Origin of the sequence: Amycolatopsis sp. cmx-4-54 (genome assembly GCF_046548895.1) — a bacterium.
Classification (GTDB): Bacteria; Actinomycetota; Actinomycetes; order Mycobacteriales; family Pseudonocardiaceae; genus Amycolatopsis.
The window spans coordinates 119163-136266 of record NZ_JAEBEJ010000010.1 but is presented as its reverse complement, the minus strand read 5'-3'; the positions used below and the strand labels follow the sequence as shown (position 1 = coordinate 136266).

The 17104-nt window shown below is 67.1% G+C and carries 17 protein-coding genes, 1 tRNA gene and 1 pseudogene; 11 read left to right on the top strand and 8 right to left on the bottom strand.

The window, feature by feature from the left end; translation table 11 throughout:
• Positions 1 to 5: 5 nt before the first annotated feature.
• Together ACLJQ7_RS29810 and ACLJQ7_RS29805 are read right to left on the bottom strand one after the other, a co-directional pair.
• Positions 6 to 182, bottom strand: coding sequence for a hypothetical protein (locus ACLJQ7_RS29810; protein ID WP_005154991.1), 177 nt, complete (start codon positions 180 to 182; stop codon positions 6 to 8).
• A gap of 41 nt (positions 183 to 223) precedes the next feature.
• A complete protein-coding gene (locus ACLJQ7_RS29805) occupies positions 224 to 688 on the bottom strand; it encodes an Asp23/Gls24 family envelope stress response protein (RefSeq protein ID WP_410651482.1) in 465 nt (154 codons plus the stop codon).
• A gap of 410 nt (positions 689 to 1098) precedes the next feature.
• Between ACLJQ7_RS29805 and ACLJQ7_RS29800 the strand changes: the two genes are divergently transcribed.
• Positions 1099 to 2304 carry an alkaline phosphatase gene (locus ACLJQ7_RS29800; RefSeq protein WP_410651481.1) on the top strand — a complete coding sequence of 402 codons (1206 nt, stop codon included), beginning with the start codon at positions 1099 to 1101 and terminating at the stop codon, positions 2302 to 2304.
• A gap of 51 nt (positions 2305 to 2355) precedes the next feature.
• Here ACLJQ7_RS29800 and ACLJQ7_RS29795 read toward each other — a convergent pair whose 3' ends face one another.
• The gene (locus tag ACLJQ7_RS29795) at positions 2356 to 2967 is read right to left on the bottom strand and encodes an ANTAR domain-containing response regulator (protein WP_410651480.1); all 612 of its coding nucleotides are present in this window, start codon (positions 2965 to 2967) and stop codon (positions 2356 to 2358) included.
• 172 nt (positions 2968 to 3139) lie between these two features.
• Between ACLJQ7_RS29795 and ACLJQ7_RS29790 the strand changes: the two genes are divergently transcribed.
• Both ACLJQ7_RS29790 and ACLJQ7_RS29785 read left to right on the top strand, forming a co-directional pair.
• Positions 3140 to 3213 (top strand) — tRNA-Leu (locus ACLJQ7_RS29790).
• Positions 3214 to 4151: 938 nt separating this feature from the next.
• Complete coding sequence (locus ACLJQ7_RS29785) at positions 4152 to 4868, top strand: GAF and ANTAR domain-containing protein (protein WP_410651479.1); 717 nt, start codon at positions 4152 to 4154, stop codon at positions 4866 to 4868.
• A gap of 111 nt (positions 4869 to 4979) precedes the next feature.
• On the opposite strand, the gene ACLJQ7_RS29780 is transcribed toward ACLJQ7_RS29785, so the two are convergent.
• Both ACLJQ7_RS29780 and ACLJQ7_RS29775 read right to left on the bottom strand, forming a co-directional pair.
• Positions 4980 to 5162: a hypothetical protein gene (locus ACLJQ7_RS29780; RefSeq protein WP_410651478.1), complete on the bottom strand. Its 183-nt coding sequence runs from the start codon at positions 5160 to 5162 to the stop codon at positions 4980 to 4982.
• A gap of 32 nt (positions 5163 to 5194) precedes the next feature.
• Positions 5195 to 6064: a phosphotransferase gene (locus ACLJQ7_RS29775; protein ID WP_410651477.1), complete on the bottom strand. Its 870-nt coding sequence runs from the start codon at positions 6062 to 6064 to the stop codon at positions 5195 to 5197.
• Positions 6065 to 6353: 289 nt separating this feature from the next.
• On the opposite strand from ACLJQ7_RS29775, the pseudogene ACLJQ7_RS29770 reads away from it, so the two are divergent.
• The 3 genes and pseudogenes from ACLJQ7_RS29770 (at position 6354) to ACLJQ7_RS29760 (ending at position 8745) form a co-directional block, all read left to right on the top strand.
• Positions 6354 to 6798 (top strand): annotated as a pseudogene (locus ACLJQ7_RS29770) (TspO/MBR family protein).
• A gap of 13 nt (positions 6799 to 6811) precedes the next feature.
• Positions 6812 to 7252, top strand: coding sequence for an SRPBCC family protein (locus ACLJQ7_RS29765; protein ID WP_410651476.1), 441 nt, complete (start codon positions 6812 to 6814; stop codon positions 7250 to 7252).
• Positions 7249 to 8745 carry a cryptochrome/photolyase family protein gene (locus tag ACLJQ7_RS29760; protein WP_410651475.1) on the top strand — a complete coding sequence of 499 codons (1497 nt, stop codon included), beginning with the start codon at positions 7249 to 7251 and terminating at the stop codon, positions 8743 to 8745. Before ACLJQ7_RS29765 ends, ACLJQ7_RS29760 begins: the two co-directional genes overlap by 4 nt.
• Positions 8746 to 8801: 56 nt before the next feature.
• Here ACLJQ7_RS29760 and ACLJQ7_RS29755 read toward each other — a convergent pair whose 3' ends face one another.
• Positions 8802 to 9011 carry a DUF6480 family protein gene (locus ACLJQ7_RS29755; protein WP_410651474.1) on the bottom strand — a complete coding sequence of 70 codons (210 nt, stop codon included), beginning with the start codon at positions 9009 to 9011 and terminating at the stop codon, positions 8802 to 8804.
• Between the two features lie 97 nt (positions 9012 to 9108).
• Entirely contained in the window at positions 9109 to 10659 is a 1551-nt protein-coding gene (locus tag ACLJQ7_RS29750) for an FAD-dependent oxidoreductase (RefSeq protein WP_410651473.1), read from the bottom strand.
• Between the two features lie 992 nt (positions 10660 to 11651).
• Between ACLJQ7_RS29750 and ACLJQ7_RS29745 the strand changes: the two genes are divergently transcribed.
• Genes ACLJQ7_RS29745 through ACLJQ7_RS29735 form a run of 3 tightly spaced genes read left to right on the top strand, consistent with a single transcriptional unit; the run spans position 11652 to position 14961 of the window.
• Positions 11652 to 12332 (top strand): carotenoid biosynthesis protein, encoded by a 681-nt coding sequence (locus ACLJQ7_RS29745; protein WP_410651472.1) that lies wholly within the window; start codon positions 11652 to 11654, stop codon positions 12330 to 12332.
• Complete coding sequence (locus ACLJQ7_RS29740) at positions 12311 to 13432, top strand: glycosyltransferase (protein ID WP_410651471.1); 1122 nt, start codon at positions 12311 to 12313, stop codon at positions 13430 to 13432. Before ACLJQ7_RS29745 ends, ACLJQ7_RS29740 begins: the two co-directional genes overlap by 22 nt.
• Positions 13429 to 14961, top strand: a complete 1533-nt coding sequence (locus ACLJQ7_RS29735; protein ID WP_410651470.1) for a phytoene desaturase family protein — start codon at positions 13429 to 13431, stop codon at positions 14959 to 14961. The genes ACLJQ7_RS29740 and ACLJQ7_RS29735 overlap by 4 nt, the downstream gene beginning before the upstream one ends.
• Here the strand turns inward: ACLJQ7_RS29735 and ACLJQ7_RS29730 are convergent.
• Complete coding sequence (locus ACLJQ7_RS29730; protein ID WP_410651469.1) at positions 14872 to 15543, bottom strand: CDP-alcohol phosphatidyltransferase family protein; 672 nt, start codon at positions 15541 to 15543, stop codon at positions 14872 to 14874. The genes ACLJQ7_RS29735 and ACLJQ7_RS29730 overlap by 90 nt on opposite strands.
• A gap of 24 nt (positions 15544 to 15567) precedes the next feature.
• Between ACLJQ7_RS29730 and ACLJQ7_RS29725 the strand changes: the two genes are divergently transcribed.
• Positions 15568 to 16443, top strand: a complete 876-nt coding sequence (locus tag ACLJQ7_RS29725; RefSeq protein WP_410651468.1) for a YhjD/YihY/BrkB family envelope integrity protein — start codon at positions 15568 to 15570, stop codon at positions 16441 to 16443.
• A gap of 178 nt (positions 16444 to 16621) precedes the next feature.
• Entirely contained in the window at positions 16622 to 17029 is a 408-nt protein-coding gene (locus ACLJQ7_RS29720; RefSeq protein ID WP_410651467.1) for a MerR family transcriptional regulator, read from the top strand.
• Positions 17030 to 17104 lie beyond the last annotated feature (75 nt).

Below are 17104 nucleotides of genomic sequence, written 5' to 3'. Positions count from 1 at the left end.
GGCGATCAGCCCCTGTCGCGGCCCGCCAGGGCCGACAGGTCGAGCTTGCCGTCGAGGAACCGGCCCACCAGCAGGCCGAGGACGGCGAGCACGAGGACGACCAGGAAGGCGCCGAAGCCGCCGAACGCGCCGGCCACGCCGAGCACGAGACCGGTCAGCAGGCCGAGATGGGTGGCGTTCATGAACGTTCTCCTTGCAGTCGGGCGCGAACCGGCGCCGGTGGTCACTGGACGCGGGTGGATTCGGTGCTTTCGTCGGTGTCGTCGTCACCCGGGATGTGCACGTCGGACACGTTGATGTTGACCTCGACGACCTCGAGCCCGGTCATCTGCTCGACCGCGCCGATCACGTTGCGGCGCACCGATTTGGCGAGATCCGCGATCGCGACGCCGTATTCGACGACGATCTGCAGGTCGACCGCGGCCTGGCGCTCGCCGACCTCGACGGAGACGCCCTGCCCGGCGGACGCGGTGGCGCCGGGGATGCGCTCGCGCAGGGCGTTGAACGCCCGCACGGCGCCGCCGCCCAGCGCGTGGACACCGCTGATCTCGCGGGTCGCGAGGCCCGCGACCTTCTGCACGACGGTGTCGGCGATCGTGGTCACGCCCTGCGTGGAGACGAGCGCGCTGTTCTCGGCCGGGGCGGCGGAGCTCGAGTTCGGCTTGGCGGTGGTGGCGGTGTTCGTCATCGCGATCTCCTCGGTTCGGATTCCGTTGCCTGCGGTGGAAGTGCTTCACTTCCACACTCCATGGACCCAGCCGCGCGAAGATTGTCACGACCCGATCGTGTGGTCTGGATCTCACCGATCGTGGGTATGTCTTTCGGTCTGGTCCCCTCGGCCGACTACGGTGCCGTCCTTTCAGCCTGTCGACGGTCGTGCGCGGAGTGGGCGCCGGGGTTGGATCGTCCGGTGTCCCGAAGGCAGGAGTTACGAGTGAGCTGGAAGTGCGTGGTGTTGTCGGTCGCGCCGGTCACCGGATGTACCGGAGGCGCAGGCCGCGTCCTGGCCACGACGCGGGCTTTCTGCGCGGCTGAGCGGACCTCTGGCCTTCGCGTGAGTTCTCTGTTAGGAAAGGTTCCTAACTAACGGGAGGCGACATGCGCGGACGTGGTCTGGCGGCGGCGACGGTTCTGGTGGTCCTGTGCGGTGGTTCGGCCGCCGTCGCGGACACCACGACCGCGCGCTCGGCACGCAACATCATCTACCTCCAGGGCGACGGTCTCGGCCTTGGCCAGCGTGACCTGCTTCGCTTGGCGCTCAAGGGCAAGAACGGCAGGCTGGCGATGGACGGGCTCGCGGTCACCGGTCTCGTGCGGACGTCCTCGGACGACCCCGACGAGATCGTCACCGACTCCGCCGCCGCGGCCACCGCCCTCGCGACCGGACACAAGACGCGAAATGGCGCGGTCGGCGTGGATTCCCGCGGGCGCCCGCTGGAGACGATCCTCGAACGAGCGAAGCGCGCGGGGAAATCGACCGGTCTGGTGACGACCGCGCAGGTGACCGGCGCGTCGCCCGCGGCCTTCGCGGCGCACGTCCCCAGCCGGGACTCGCAGAGCGACATCGCGAAGCAGTACATCGAGAACAGCCGCCCCGACGTCCTGCTCGGCGGTGGCGAGGACTGGTGGTATCCGAAGGGGAATCCCGGGCTCTGGCCGGACAAACCGGGGGAGGAGAGCCGCAGTCCGTATGGCAACCTGGTCGAACGCGCCCAGCGAACGGGCTACACCTACGTGCGTGACGGCGACGAACTGCGGAACACCCGGGCGAACCGGATCCTCGGCCTGTTCGCGAACGAGGACATGGTCGACTACGGCCCGGACGGCGTCGGGAAGTACGCGCCACGGGTGCCGCTCCAGCAGATGGCGCGCAAGGCCCTGGACACCCTCTCCAAGAACCCGCGCGGCTTCTTTCTCTTCCTGGAGGAAGAAGGAACCGACGGGATGTCGCACGAGAACAACGCGCACGGCGTGATCGACGCGGGCCGCGCGCTCGACGCCACCGTCGCCGAGGTGATGCGATTCGTCCGCGCGCATCCCGACACCCTGGTGATCATCGGCGGCGATCACGAGACCGGTGGGCTGGCCATCGAGAACTACGACGCCTCCGACACCGACCCCGACCAGGACGGCCCGTTCGACATCCCGGGTTCGAAGCTCCGGTTCACTGTGGACTGGACGACCCACGACCACACCGGCTCCGACACCCCGGTCACCGCCGAAGGCCCGGGCTCCACCCGTTTGGGTGGCACGGTCGAGAACACCGACGTCCACTGGGTGATGCGGTCGGCAAGCGGCCTCTGAACCGGAAAAGGCCACCTCCGGCGACGGAGGTGGCCTTCACGGGGCGTTGGGTCAGCCGATGCTTTCGACGACCGCCTCGGCGACCGCCTTCATCGTGGTCCGGCGGTCCATCGCGGTGCGCTGTATCCAGCGGAACGCGTCCGGCTCGGTGAGCCCCTGACGGCTCATCAGCAACCCCTTGGCGCGGTCGATGACCTTGCGCGTCTCGAGCCGGTCCGTGAGGCCCGCGACCTCGGACTCGAGCGCCTGGAGCTCCGCGAACCGGCTCACGGCCAGCTCGATGGCCGGCACCAGGTCACGCTTGGCGAACGGCTTGACCAGGTACGCCATCGTGCCCGCGTCCCTGGCCCGCTCGACGAGGTCGCGCTGACTGAACGCGGTCAGGATGACGACCGGCGCGATCCGCTCGCCGGTGATCTTGGAGGCGGCCTCGATCCCGTCGAGCTTGGGCATCTTGACGTCGAGAATCACCAGGTCGGGCTTCAGCTCGGTGGCCAGGTTGATGGCCTGCTCGCCATCTCCGGCCTCACCGACCACCTCATAACCCTCTTCACGGAGCATCTCGACGAGATCCAGACGGATGAGGGCCTCATCTTCGGCCACGAGCACCCGCCGCTGGGGTGCGGCGACGGCACCATCGGCCTCGGCAGCCTGCTCGGTCACCGGGGTCCTCCTGAAGGTCGTCGGGCAGTTCGGCTCGCGGTCTGTCCGCGAACCTGAAGCCTACCGGGAACGATCCAGACGGCTAGATGGCGTTCACCACGTCAGACGGCCGTCACACCCCAGGCCCGGCGAACGGTGCGCTCCCGTGATCCCGTAAAGTTCACCGGGCACCGCCCCCGTAGCCCAACTGGCAGAGGCAACGGATTCAAAACCCGTCCAGTGTGAGTTCGAATCTCACCGGGGGCACAGACAACATCCCCACAAGCTCAGGCGCGGCTTCGCGCGGGAGTTCGTGGGAGGGCGTCACGTCGGTGTTCGTTTCCGCTACGTGAGTGATCTCCGGCAGCTGGTCTGCCGGGAGCTTGATCGTGATTGTCGCATGTTCGCCGTCGTCGTGGACAATGATGGCGAGCTGGACGGCTTCGAACAACGCTTGCAGGTACGGTGCCGGCGCCAACGCGAGGTTCATCGACTTTCGGCGGAGGAGCACCACCCCGGACGCTATCCCCGCTGCCGGATCGGCGTCGAGCCGGCTGGCGCCAGCCTCAGGCCGCATCAAATGGCGTGACAAGTCTCGATCCCGACGGTGGGGTACGGTTCCCGGCACCGGCGGAGCCGCAGCCGGTGCGTCATCCACCTGGCGCCGGGAACCACCCACCATCCCTGGGCGGCCTAAGATACCCGGGGCACACCCATCCTGCCCCTGGCCAGGCCGACACCCGCTGATCAGGCCACCACCCGGCCCGGCGGGCTGCAACGGTCGTGAATCGGTTTGCGGCGGATCGGCGGGGGGTAACACGATCGTGGAACAGCTGGTGCGTGGCGCCGACGCCCGGCGTTCTCCTGTCCGGGCTGTCCTTGCCGACGTGTGCACAACCCTCCGACAGCCCCGGACAGGGCTCTTGGTGATCACCGCTGTCCTCCCGGCGTTGGCCACCGCGCAGATCAGCCGGTCCCGTCCCCGCAGAAGGGCCTCCCACGGGACGGGGCCCGGCTGGTCCGTCCCGCGGGAAGCCTCCCCCCTTCGGGCGGAGCCCGGCGGGACAGGGCGTATCCGCGAACCTGCCGGGACCTGGACCGGTGCAGGCTCGAAGTTGACAGGGGGACGAGCTTGAAATCGAAGCGCTGCGAGGTATCAGATGGTGTTGTCGCACCGCATCCGGTTCGTGACGAAAGGGGTGGCGATGTGCAGTCCTGAAGCGACCGTGGCCGAAGACCTCGGTGCGGTGCTGGGTGCGGTCGCGCGCACTCTGCAGGCCGAACCCGACCTCGACACGACTCTCACCGCGATCGTCACGGCCGCCCTGAACCAGGTGACCGGCACCGACTACGCCGGAATCTCCCTGATCGAACGCGGCAAGATCCGCACCGTCGCCCCCACCGACGAGGTGGTGACCGCGATCGACGAGATCCAGTACCGCACCAAGCAGGGCCCGTGCGTGGACGCGATCGTCACCCACGAGATCTACCGCACCGGTGACCTCACCGCCGAGACCCGCTGGCCGGCGTTCACCCCCGCGGCGGCCGCGACCGGGATGCGGTCGATGCTGGCCTACCGGCTGTTCGTCAGCGACACGACCCTCGGCTCACTCAACCTCTACTCCCGCTCCCTCGACGCGTTCAGCGACCAGACCGAACGCGACGGACAGCTGTTCGCCTCCCACGCCGCGATCGCCCTGACCGGCGCCCAGACCGAAGCGCGGCTGCAGGTCGCGCTCGGGCATCGCGACGCCATCGGCATGGCCAAAGGCATCCTGATGGAACGCCACGACATCGACCCGGTGAGCGCGTTCCAGATGCTCGTCGAGTCCTCCCAGACCACCAACATGAAGCTGTACCAGGTCGCCGCCTGGCTGGTCGAGAACCGGCGCGAACTCTCACCCCGCGGCAGCACCGGTTGAGACTGGTCACGAGCGGTGGTGTGGCAGCACCCGACCACGGGTACCAGCACCAAGGCGGTCGGTCGGTTGAGAAAACAGCTTGTCGGCCGCCACACGCTTCCTCATCACTGTTCAGTGGTACGAGTTCTGGAAACTGGCGACTGCGGACAGCAAGATCTCGATCGTGGTGACCTCGGCCAGTGCCTGCCCGAGGTCGATGTCGTCACGCTGCATCCCGCCGGGTTCCGCGTCCAGGAGGGTCAAGACTCCGACGACGTGCTCGCGCCGCCGCATCGGCAGGGGCCTGCGCGGCATGGAATACGCACTCGAGCACCGCAGCGGGTCGGTTATGGTCTTCGCGTGTCGGCGCCAGTACGACGGAGGCGCTCGCGGGCCTCATTCTCCGTCAGTGAGGTGATGGCCTTCCCGATCGCGTGCTGATACTTGGCGTCGTAGGCCCTCGTCCAGACGCCAGCCGCCCACGACCGTTGGAGTTCGCTGGCGCTGAAGTCCCGGCCGCGCGCCTGGCAATACACGTCCAGGAACCGCTCCGTGTCCTCGACGGTGGCTAGTTCGTCCACGCTGACGGTCGAGTAGGTCGAGTACAGCGCGGCGGCGAAGCCGACTAGGACGGCTTCGCTCTCAGCAGTCATGCTGTCCCAGTCATGCACCACCAGCAGCGCGTTCGCGCTCCAGCGCAGGTTGCCGGCAAGCCAGTCGCAGTGGCCGATCACGGCTTCGGATTCGCTGTCTCGCAGCCGGTCACGGGCACGGCGCCCGGCATCGTCGATCCACGCCTGCCCGGCCACTTCATTGAGGTTGACATCAGGGTCTTCCTCCGGGCGCGGCCACAGCCCGTCCCCGGTGTGGTTCCAGGCCGCCCACGACGGTGCCGGATCGAGCGTGGACACCTCGCCCGGACGGGGGGCCAGCCGGATCAGCCGCGCGAACGCCTCAGCGAAGGCTTCGGCGGCGTGGTCCGCGCTCGGGAGCAGCGCACCGCCGGGGACATAGGCCTCCGCGGTGGCGACGTCGCCGCCGAACGGTGCGGCGCCAGTGAGCGGCCGGGGGCAGGGATAACCGGCCTGGAACAGGCGGCGCTGGACTTCGACGCAGGCCGCTATTCGCTTCGAGTCCGGACGAACCTTGACCACGACCTCGCGGCCGTCAGCCAGTCGCAGCCCGAGGACGGCAGACAGGTACCCGGACCTGAACATCTCCTCCGCTGGTGGGCTGCCCAGATGCTGCCTGCACCACCGGGCAAGGCGGACAGGATCGACGGTACGCGGGCGAGGCGACATCAGAGGATCCTCGCATGTACTGGTGGATATCCCGGAGCTCGTATGGCAGGACAACGGGCTGACAGAAGAGGGCACCGTTCAGCTCGTTGCTCGGTGATGACCGGCATGCGGAGGCCAAGGTGCGACACTTCTTCAATGAAGATACGCTTGAATCGATTGTGAAACACAGGCTGGAGGCGGCGCGTGGGGGCTGAAATTCTCGAGTGTGGTCGCAGCCCCGGTGGCCCTCTTGGGTTTCCTCCGCGGTCGCCATCATCGGGGGCTCGCTTCGATGCAGGCGAAGACCGTATACAGCGGACTCACGTTGCCTGCGCGGGCGCCACCATCGTGGCTGTTCGGTCCGGTGTGGACGGCGTTGTACGTCATGATCGCGGTGTCCGGCTGGTTGTTCCGGCGGGCACAGGGAATGTCGGAGTCTGGTTTGGTACTCGGTCGGGTTGCTGCTCAATGCCGCCTGGACACCGTTGTTCTTCGCCGCCGGTGCCTACACCGCGGCGCTGGCCGACATCATCGCCTTGGGCCTCGTGATAGTCGGCACCGTGGTGGTGTTCCATAAGAAATCCCCGCTCGCTGCCGCGCTGCAGCTGCCCTATCCGGCCTGGGTGTTGTTCGCGACGGCGCTCAACGCCGCGATCCTCGTGTGGAACTGACCTGGAGGACTTCATGCTCCGCGTCGAACGCAGTCTGACCGTCGCCACGCCCGCCCCGCTGATCGCCGCCTATCTCGCCGATTTCGGTCACGCCGTCGACTGGGACCCTGGCACCCTGTCCTGCGAGCGCATCGACGACGGCGAGATCAGAGTCGGCACACGATGGCGCAACGTCTCGGAGTTCCGCGGCAAGCGCACCGAGCTGACGTATCGGCTGACCAGACGAGACCCCGGCCGGATCACGTTGGTGGGGAACAACCGCACCGCGACGTCCACCGACGATTTCACCTTGCACCCCGGACCCGCGGCGACCACCGTGCGTTATCAAGCCACGATTGTCTTTCACGGGCTCGCGAAGCTGGCGTCACCGTTTCTCAAGCGCGAGTTCGAGCGTCTGGGCGACGAGGTCGTACCCGTCCTCGCCGCGCGCCTGCAACAGCTCGGTGCCGAGTGACCACCCCGCCTGCCCTGTGGCTGTTCGGCGACCAGCTCGGACCGCACTTCCACAGCACGCCGGAGCATCGTGACCGTGAAGTTCTGCTGATTCGCTCCACCGCCGCCTTCGGACGCCGCCGGTTCCATCGCCAGAAACTGCACCTGATCGAAGCGGGAATGCGGCGGCTGGCCGCCGATCTGGGTAGCCGAGCCCGGATCATCGACGCCGCGACCTACACCGACGGCCTTCGCCGCTTCGGCAAGCCGGTCGTCGTGCACGAGCCGGGCTCGCACGCCGCCGAGGCTCTGGTAAGACGGCTCCACGAGCGGGGACTCGTGGCGGATATTCTGCCGACACCCGGTTTCATCCTGTCCAAACAAGACTTTTCGGCATGGGTCGCGGGCCGGCACCGCTACGTGATGGAGGACTTCTACCGAGATCAGCGTCGCCGCTTCGGAATACTGCTCGAGCCGGACGGAGAGCCCTCGGGCGGGAAGTGGAACTACGACCACGACAACCGCCGCCCACCGCCTGCCCGCTCGACACTGCCGGTGCCGGCCCCATGGCATCCGAAGGAAAATGAGATCGACAAGCAGGTACGAGTCGATCTGGACCGCGCGGAAAGCGAAGGAACGATTCATCCGGTCGGCGTCGACGGCCCACGCCAGTTCGCTGTCGGCCACGCTGAGGCCCATCGTGCCTTGCGCCGCTTTCTGGACCACCGGCTGGCCACTTTCGGTCCTCATCAGGACGCCATGCTCCACGCGGACTGGGCGATGTCGCACGCCCTGCTCTCGGTGCCGCTCAATCATGGCCTGCTCGATCCCCTCGACGTCATCCGGAAAGCCGAAGAACGCTACCGGGACGGGACAGCGCCACTGGCGAGCGTCGAAGGGTTCGTCCGTCAGATCCTCGGCTGGCGGGAGTGGGTATGGCACCTCTACTGGCACCTCGGGCCGGACTACCTGAAGCACAACCGGCTTCGGGCACGGAACAAGCTTCCGGCGTGGTGGCGAGAGCTGGACGCCGACATGGTGGAGGCGGCGTGCCTGCGTACCGCGCTGGCCGGTGTCCGCGATCGCGGCTATGCCCACCACATCGAACGGTTGATGGTGCTGGGCAACCACGCTCTACAGCGTGGTTATGACCCGGCCGAGCTGACCGACTGGTTCGCCACCGCCTTCGTCGACGGCTTTCCCTGGGTGATGCCGGCGAACGTCATTGGGATGAGCCAGTACGCCGACGGCGGTATCGTCGCAACGAAGCCCTATGCGGCAGGCGGCGCATACATCAACCGGATGAGCGACCACTGCGGCGGATGCGTGTTCGACCCGAGAAAGCGCATCGGTGAGAAGGCATGTCCGTTCACCGCCGGGTACTGGGCCTTTCTCGACCGCAATGCCGAACTTTTGCGAGGAAACCCGCGGATGCGGCAGCCGCTCAACGGGTTGAACAGACTGTCCGACCTGGGCGAGGTGGTGGCCCAGGAGAACGACCGACGCCGCGTGTGACGAGGCCGGCCGCGACAGCGCGGCCGCGCTGTCGCCGGACTTGGTTCAGAGAAGATCTATTGCCCGTAGAAGGAAGAACGCGGCGACGCCCAACACCACGACGCCGAGCACGATGTGCGTGACGAACCTGGTACACGCGACGGGATCGGCTGAGGATGTGACAGCCCGGACGTCTGGCCCGCGTCGGGTGGCACGTCCCAGGGTGATACGGAACCACCCGGCTCCAAGCCCGGAACGTCGTCAGGTTCTGGTCCGGGTGCCGTCATGCTGTCCCAGCCTGGCATACCCACCACGGTCGGCAGTCTGACAAAGGCCGTACATTCACAGCTTTCCGGCGCCTGACATGGACGAGGTATTCGACTGTCATGCCCGTGCCCCGCTGACATATTTCGATTTCGCTAGCCGGTTCAACAGGCCGATTCGGCCATGGTTGGGAACCGAGTGGATGGGGTGTCCGGCGAGGCCCCAGTGCCCGAGAAGTGCGTTCGCCGCGGCCCAGCCAGTGGCGGCCGCACGTTCCATCAGAGCGACCGGAAGGTCGATGCGAATGCCGTCGCCCGCGAGGGCCAGCGTCGGGTCAGGCGTCGTCACTGTCGGTCGGCGGGCGAAATCGCCGACCCCGAACAACGGGCAGTCCTCGCGCCACAGCGTGATCTCGCCGACGACACGCGCCTCTCGGATCTCCGGGTAGATCTCGTGGAGGCGTCTCTCCAGGGCCTTCTCCAAGCCGCTCGAGTCCTTTGTGGTCGCCGCGTAGGCATGCAGTTCGACCACCGACCCGCCGGTGCGCTTGGCCCAGCGCAGTGCTTCCCCCTCGTATCGGTGGAGAAGACTGATGTTGTCCAACGGCGGGACGCTGCCCGTGCCGAGAAACGGTGATCGCTTGGCGTCGACCGGCCGGTCGAGCCAAAGCCGTCGGACGAGAAAGGGTGGGGCAGTACGCAATTGACCGATCGTGGCCCGCCAAGCCTCGGTCCCCAAGTCGGGAGAGGCCGTCACGATGTCGCGGAGACCGGCGATGTCGCAGGCGAGAATGATTCCGTCGAACTTCCTCGTCCGATCACTGCTCTGAATCACGAAGCCGTCGGTGGTGGGCTCTATGGCCGTGACAGCCGTAGCGGTACGAATTTCGACGCGACGACTGATGAGATAGCTCGCCAGCGGGTCCCAGAGAGCTTGTGGGAACGGTTCGGTCGGTACGTCGAAGACGAGGCCTTCGCTGGAGCCGAGGAAGTACAGGTGGAACATGGTCGCCAGCTCCGCGGCCGACAGGTCGTGCGGGTCGGCGAAAAAACTGCGGGAGAACACTTCGAACGCGAGGTGTTGCGCCGCGGTCGGGAAGTTGATCGCTTCGAGGAACGAGGACGCGTCGGTGTGGTCGAGCCGGTGATAGGTCTCGGGCACGCTGACCGTCGCCAGCGGAAGGGCGTCGCGCCCGCTGATCCGCAGTAGATCCCTGGGAGTGAAAGTGGGACTTCGCCAGGCGAAGGCGAGCGCGTTCCAGGGCGGGGTGTGTGGCAGCCCGGCGAAGGTGTCGGTGCGGCCGTGCGCATCGAGCAGAGGGTAGTCGGCGAGCGGAGTGAGCCGATCGAGGTGCGGATCGGTGCGCATCAGCAGCGTGCGCAGGTTGTAGTACTGACGGAAGAAGGCGTGGAAACCTCGGCTCATCGTCACCGTGCTGCGGTCGGAGAGCTCTTCTTGCCAGCCGCCGACTCGCCCGCCGAGGTAATCGTCGCGTTCGAAGATGGTGACGTCAACGCCGCGTTCGGCCAGTCCGGTCGCCGCTGTCAAACCGGCGATGCCGCCGCCCACGATCGCCGCGGTTGGACGTCGGCCGAGCTGACCGGCGTCGGCAAGGCCCGGTGACGCCGGATTCGTGACGAGGCGCGGATCGGTTCCGAGAGGTCTGGTCACTGGCTCTCCTGCAGGGCGAGGCCGTCCAGGATCCACCCTTGCCGGCTGGGGACGGTCGCGGCTTGGACTTCACCGATGCCGGCGTCGGTGAGGCGCTGGGTGAACGAGCCGGCTAGGCCACCGGTGTGAAGTAGCTCGCGCAGGTGCCACTGTCGAAGGGGCCGTTCTGAACCAGCGTCAAGTAATCGAGCAATCGTCACCTCGGCGCGTGCAGTAGAGCGGCGTCCGTTTTCGGACCGCCGCACAGCCAAACCGCCTGGGTGAACATCGAGCGGAGGGCATTTACCTCCTTTGTGCGTCGTGAGTGGTGCACCGTGGTTCTCTTTCGCAGAGTTCGAGTAGATGCTGATGGCTCGTGCTGCAAAGGAACCTTGGGCACCGGCAAGTCGACACTCGCCCGAGGCGTCCAGCCAGGGGTGTGGCGGCATCCCTGCCACCGCCCGTGTCGACGCCATCCAACAACCCCTTCTCGCTCATTCGATTCGCAACCGTTTCACACGTGGTGTAGGTTGTCTACTGGATCTGGTGGCATCCTTGCAACCTGGTTGTTGGACAAGAGTCCACGGGTTGCCCCCGGTGCCGCCGAGCTAAACCTGGATCGTTCGCGAATCGACCATGGTTGCTTGGTGGAAGAGGTGGCTGAGCTCGAGCCGTATCTCTTGGGGCCCGGCGCTCGCGCCTGCGGTCGTGTTCCGGATGCTGTCCGGTGGCCGGGCGGAGGCCGTTCCATTGCGGTCTCCACGTGCCGCGGGATATTTCGTCATGCCCTTTTGTGATGCTATTTCTTCGGCTTGCACCGGGATTGCCGAACTAGTTCCCTTCACTTGGGCATGTCGGTCTATCGTGTTCTTGTGATGGTTACGCGGACCGCCGCTTTCTCACGTCTTCTGAGGCAGCCCGGTGCTCTGGCAGCGTGGATTTGTGCTGCTGGAACTGTGCTCTGTCAGATTCTTTACTCGGTCACCGATGCTGGAGCGCGCACTTCGCTGACAGTGTTGACCGTGCTGTTCTTCTCGGCTGCCTCGTTCGCCGACGCCTGGACGCGGGCGGGTGCGCGGGCCGCCGCGACACTCGTCATGGTCGCCGGCGGTGGTGGTCTGCTCGCGGAAGTCGTGGGTCTGCACACCGGGTTGCCGTTCGGGCAGTACCAGTACACCGAGTTGCTCGGCTGGCGGATAGCCGGTGTCCCGGTGCTCATTCCCCTGGCGTGGCTGATGATGGCGTGGCCCGCCTTCCTGGTGGGACGGACGCTGGCCAGGAAGCCTGTCTTCGTCGTCGCGCTGGCGGCGGCCGCACTGGCGGTCTGGGACGTCTTCCTCGATCCGCAAATGGTGGACGAGGGTTACTGGACGTGGGCCTCGCCAAGGCCGTCCTTGCCGGGAGTCGACGGGATCCCTCTGACCAACTTCGCGGGCTGGCTACTTGTCGCGATCATCGTCCAAGCAGCGCTGTACCGCCTGGTTCCCCTGGCGGAAGAACGCGTTCCTGGTTTCCGTGCGGGGCCCGCTCCCACGCTGTACCTCTGGACGTGGTTTTCGTCGGTATGGGCGCATTTCGCGTTCTTCGGCAGACCGTGGGTCGCTGTGGTGGGTGGACTGTTGATGGGTGCGATCGCGGTGCCGTTCGCGATCCACCTGGGACGGGGGCGGCTGTGGGCTCGCGTGTCCGCGTAGTGGTGCGCGCGGCCGCGGTGGCCGCCGCGGTGGGAGCCGGTCATGCCGTGTACAACGCGCGCATCGTCAGGGAACCTCCGCGGAACCCGGCTCGCTGCCAGGAGCCGGTGTCGATACTGCTGCCGCTGCGCGACGAGGCCTCGCGAGTCACGCCGACGTTGCGATCGCTTCTGGCGCAACGCGGTCTCGACGACGTCGAGATTCTCGTGCTCGACGACTGCTCGTCGGATGGAACGGCCGAGGTGGTCCGGCAGGTCGCGCAGGGTGATCCGCGGGTCAAGCTGTTCACCGGCGTCGAGCCTCCCGATGGCATGGTCGGCAAGCCCCACGCTTGTCATCAGCTCGCCGAGCGGGCTCGGGGAAGCGTTGTGGTGTGTATCGACGCGGATGTCGTTCTCGCACCGGACGCCGTGGCGGCAGCTGTTTCCTTGCTACGTGACGCCTCACTCGATGCCGTGTCACCCTTCCCCAGGCAACATGCCGACAGCGTGGGCGCGCGGCTGGTGCAGCCGTTGTTGCAGTGGTCGTGGCTGACCCTGCTTCCGTTGCGCGTCGCGGAACGGTCATCAAGGCCGTCGCTTTCCGCGGCGAACGGCCAATTCTTGATCATCGACGCGTCGATGTTGCGCGAATGCGGTGGATTCCTCTCGGTCGGGCATGAGGTGCTGGACGACATCGCGGTCATGCGCGCGGTCAAAAGAGCCGGCGGCCGTGGTGCGGTCGCGGACGGAAGCCGGGTCGCCGAGTGCACGATGTACGCGAGCTGGCCGGATCTACGAGACGGATACGCCAAATCGCTCTGGTCGGCGACTGGCTCGCTGCCTGGAGCGATCGCGATCTCCACCGCGTTGCTCACCGTCTGGGTGCTGCCCGCGGCAGCTGCCTTGACCGGGTCCAGGGCCGGATTGCTCGGATACCTGGCCGGCGTCGCCGGCCGCGCGGTGGCGGCTCGCCGTACCCAGGGTCGCGTCTGGCCGGACAGCCTCGCGCATCCGCTGTCGGTGCTGACCCTGGTGGGCCTCATCGGCAGATCCTGGTGGGCACGCCGCACCGGACGGCTGGTGTGGAAGAACCGTAACCTGCGATGGGAAATGTCGTGAGCGACGTCGTGGTAGTCGGGGCTGGTATGGGCGGGCTGGCGGCAGCCGCCAGGCTCGCGGCCGGCGGACATTCGGTGACCGTGCTCGAGCGGTCCTCTCACTGCGGCGGCAAGCTGGGTACTTTCAGCCGGGAGGGGTTCACCTTCGACACCGGGCCGTCGTTGCTGACTTTGCCGTCGGTCTATCGTGACCTGTTCGCGGTCACGGGCGCCGATCTCGACGATCTGATCGATATCGAGCCGGTCGATCCCGCCTGTCACTACCGTTTCGCGGACGGCACCGAGCTCGCCGTCCCGCACGATCGCGAGGCCGTGCCGTGTGCTCTCGAGGAGGCGCTGGGCAACGGTGCGGGTACCGAGTGGGCTCACCTCATGCAGGAGGCCGGGCATCTCTGGTCACTTGTCGGCGAAGAGATTCTCCGGCGGCCGTTGGGCGGAGCCCGTGACCTGCTTCGGCACGCCAGCGGGGTCAAAGACCTGCTCGCCATCGCCCCCTGGCGCACCCTGCGCGGCATCGGGCGCGGTCGCCTCAGCGACCCGCGAGCGCGGATGCTGCTGGACCGCTACGCCACCTACACCGGCTCGGACCCGCGCAGACTGCCTGCCGTCATGAGTGTCGTCCCCTTTGTGGAGCAGGAGTTCGGCAGCTGGCACATCCGTGGCGGATTGCACCGCCTCGGCGATGCCCTACTGGGACGCCTTTCGGTGCTCGGGGTCGAAGTCCGGACCCGCAGCGAGGTCACCGCCGTCGAAACCGGTTCGGACGGCGTGCGCGGGGTGCGTCTGGCCGGTGGCGAACGACTGACCGCGCCGATCGTGGTGTGCAACGCGGACGCAACCCGGCTCTACGGTGACCTGCTGAACGACCCGCGTGCTCGTAGGCCCCGTCGCGCGCTCCGGCACGCCGAACCCTCTCTGGCCGGCTTCGTGCTCCTGCTCGCCTTGCGCGGCAAGACACCTGAGCCCAGCCATCACCGTGTCTTGTTCCCCGCCGACTACGACGCCGAATTCGACGCGATCTTCGGTCGATCACCACGGCCGGTGCCGGACCCCACCGTCTACATCTGTTCACCGGACGATCCTGAGCTGCACCCACCAGGCTGCGAATCCTGGTTCGTGCTCGTGAACGCGCCTTGTCACGATCCGGTGTCCGGAGTGGACTGGACGGCGCCCGGATTGGCCGACGCATATGCGGAACGAGTGCTCGACATCCTGGCCGAGCGTGGTCACGATGTCCGAAATCGGCTGCTGTGGAAGCACATCCGCACCCCGGCGGACCTCGAGCGCGAGGCCGGTGCGCCGGGCGGCTCCATCTACGGTTCGTCGTCGAACGGCCCACGCGCCGCCTTGCTCCGCCCCGCCAACGTCAGCCCCGTGCCCGGTCTCTACCTCGCGAGTGGTTCGGCGCATCCAGGCGGTGGGCTCCCGCTGGTGGCGATGTCAGCCGCGATCGTCGCCGACTCGATCGGTCCAGCGAGCGGGAAGCTTTCGCGTCACGCCGATCGAGAGGTGCACCAGCCCGATGAGTGACAACCCGGCCCACACCGCCGCGCAGGTCGACGCCCACGACCAACCCGTCCACGGCGTTCCGGCCGGTGCCAGAGCCGAACCGGCGACCGCGACCACGGCGACGATCAGTCTCGTCGGACGTTCCGCCACCGTGATCGCGCCGGCGCCGCGCATCCCGGCGACCTGGGCGCGCACCCGAAGGTATTCGTGCAGCAGGAGAAGAACGGCGAGCCCGGCGCACCAGCCGAGCGGAGCACCGAGAACGACGAGCACAGCGGTGAAGCACAGTTCGGTGATCCGGTCCGCGAACGCGTCCAGAACGGCCCCAGCAGGACGGGCCTTACCGGTCAATAGCGCGACGGCACCGTCAAGACCGTCGAACAGCCCGGTGGCCACCAGCAACACCATCGACGGCCACAACCATGAACCGCCCGCCGCCGCCAGCACGACCGCGGCCACCGCACATACGACCCCGAAGCCCGTCAGCACGTCCGGAGGCACGCCGAGCACGGGCCGAGCGAGCCCCTGGACTCCGCGCAGCCAACCGACCGCGAGCGGACTGCCGGAGACGTCATGCTCGTGCAGCCGGGACCAGCCGGCCACACCGTCCTCCGGCCGAGTCGCGTCATGAGCGGCGGAACTGTGCGCCGCCGCACCGGCGTCGTGCTCCGTCACACCGCCCGATCTCTGCGGGGTCGTGATCTGTCGCTGTGGGCGGCCGGTGTGACCTTCTTCGCCGTGCTGGCCGTCGTGCCGCTGGCCCTGGTCGCCTTGCGCGGGGCCGCGATCCTCGGATCGCCCGAATTCGTCGCCCACGGCGTCGCCCGATGGGCCGACGCGCTCCCGCCCGACCAGAAACCGGGCGCCGCGCTGCGGGCTCTCACCGCCGCGGCGCTGAATTCCCCGTGGACGACCTTCCTGGTGACCCTGTTGCCCGCCACTTTCTACGGAGAAGGCCTGTACCGAGGACTCGTGCAGGTTTCCGGGCACGCGCCGGGTGCTTTCGTCGGCTGGCGAGGCCGGTTGATGTTCGTCCCCATCCTGCTGCTCAGCCCGACCCTGGCGATCGTGCCGCTCGCCACCGCCGACACCGTGGCCGATCTCTACGTCGGCGGTGGTTGGTCGACTTTCTGGGGCATCACCGTGTCGTTCCACATCGACTGGCTGATCATCGCTCTGGTGACCGGCGTCGTGTTCGTCGGCAGCGCGCCCCGCGGAACCAGGCGCGGGCCGCTCGTGCTCGGCTCGCTGGCCGTGGCGTCGATACTCGCGGGATTCTTCCACGGTTTTCTTCTCTTCCTGGCCATCCCGCTGGACTGGAGCGTTCCGTTCGGCGGTCTGGCCGTGGTCGGCGTGGTGTCTGCCTTGGTCCTCTGGCTCTATCTGCTGCACGTTCTGCTCCTGCTCGGTTTCAGGCTCACGCTGAGTGTTGAAGCAACACACGCGGGATCGGTTCCGAGCACCGAAAACCTGCCCGGAAATCGATGCAGAAACGCGCAATGAGTTCGATCGTTTTCCCAGTTCAGGGTGGGTTTGTCCAGGTGGTGTCCAGGGAGCACCAGTGAAGCGTTGCACGAGCGATCCGACTCGGCCATCATCGGGCGCGTACCGCATGTCCGGTTCTTTCCGGCTTGATGCGGTGGGGGATGAATCGCGGCCAGGCGATCAGTGGTGGGGGAGAGTGACGACACATCCAAGGCCCGGGGTGGCCGACCGGGATTCCTGGTGGACGACGGGGCAGCTCGTCTCGTCGCTCGGACTCTCGCCCGTCGTTTTGCGTACCTGGGACAGCCGATACGGTCTCGGCCCCGCCCGGCGCGCCTCCGGCGGTCAGCGGTTGTACGGACCCCGGGAATGGCAGCGGCTGCGCCGGATGACCTCCCTGGAGCCGGCGGTCGTTCTCTTGTGGTCGATGACCTCCTACACCGCTGACCTGCCTTTGCTCAACGAAGTCGGCAGGCTGAAGATCCCGGCTTGTCCGGCGGGACCGGGTTGGTACTCGTTCCGACCGCGGATCGGCCCGATCGTCAACACCCTCGAAGATGCCATGCGGACGGTATTCCTGCACACACGACGCGTGAGCACGTAAACTACCGGAACGACCCTCCACGGGCGAGCACCTGACACGAATTCGTGTGCTTTGGATCATAAGACGCTCGAAGAC

Excerpts from the sequence above, each read along its gene's own strand:
- ACLJQ7_RS29755 (WP_410651474.1), bottom strand. The coding sequence starts at position 9,011 with ATGACGGCACCCGGACCAGAACCTGACGACGTTCCGGGCTTGGAGCCG.
- ACLJQ7_RS29765 (WP_410651476.1), top strand. The coding sequence starts at position 6,812 with ATGCTCCGCGTCGAACGCAGTCTGACCGTCGCCACGCCCGCCCCGCTG.
- ACLJQ7_RS29800 (WP_410651481.1), top strand. The coding sequence starts at position 1,099 with ATGCGCGGACGTGGTCTGGCGGCGGCGACGGTTCTGGTGGTCCTGTGC.
- ACLJQ7_RS29785 (WP_410651479.1), top strand. The coding sequence starts at position 4,152 with ATGTGCAGTCCTGAAGCGACCGTGGCCGAAGACCTCGGTGCGGTGCTG.
- ACLJQ7_RS29775 (WP_410651477.1), bottom strand. The coding sequence starts at position 6,064 with ATGTTCAGGTCCGGGTACCTGTCTGCCGTCCTCGGGCTGCGACTGGCT.
- ACLJQ7_RS29780 (WP_410651478.1), bottom strand. The coding sequence starts at position 5,162 with ATGCCGCGCAGGCCCCTGCCGATGCGGCGGCGCGAGCACGTCGTCGGA.
- ACLJQ7_RS29805 (WP_410651482.1), bottom strand. The coding sequence starts at position 688 with ATGACGAACACCGCCACCACCGCCAAGCCGAACTCGAGCTCCGCCGCC.
- ACLJQ7_RS29810 (WP_005154991.1), bottom strand. The coding sequence starts at position 182 with ATGAACGCCACCCATCTCGGCCTGCTGACCGGTCTCGTGCTCGGCGTG.
- ACLJQ7_RS29725 (WP_410651468.1), top strand. The coding sequence starts at position 15,568 with ATGAGCGGCGGAACTGTGCGCCGCCGCACCGGCGTCGTGCTCCGTCAC.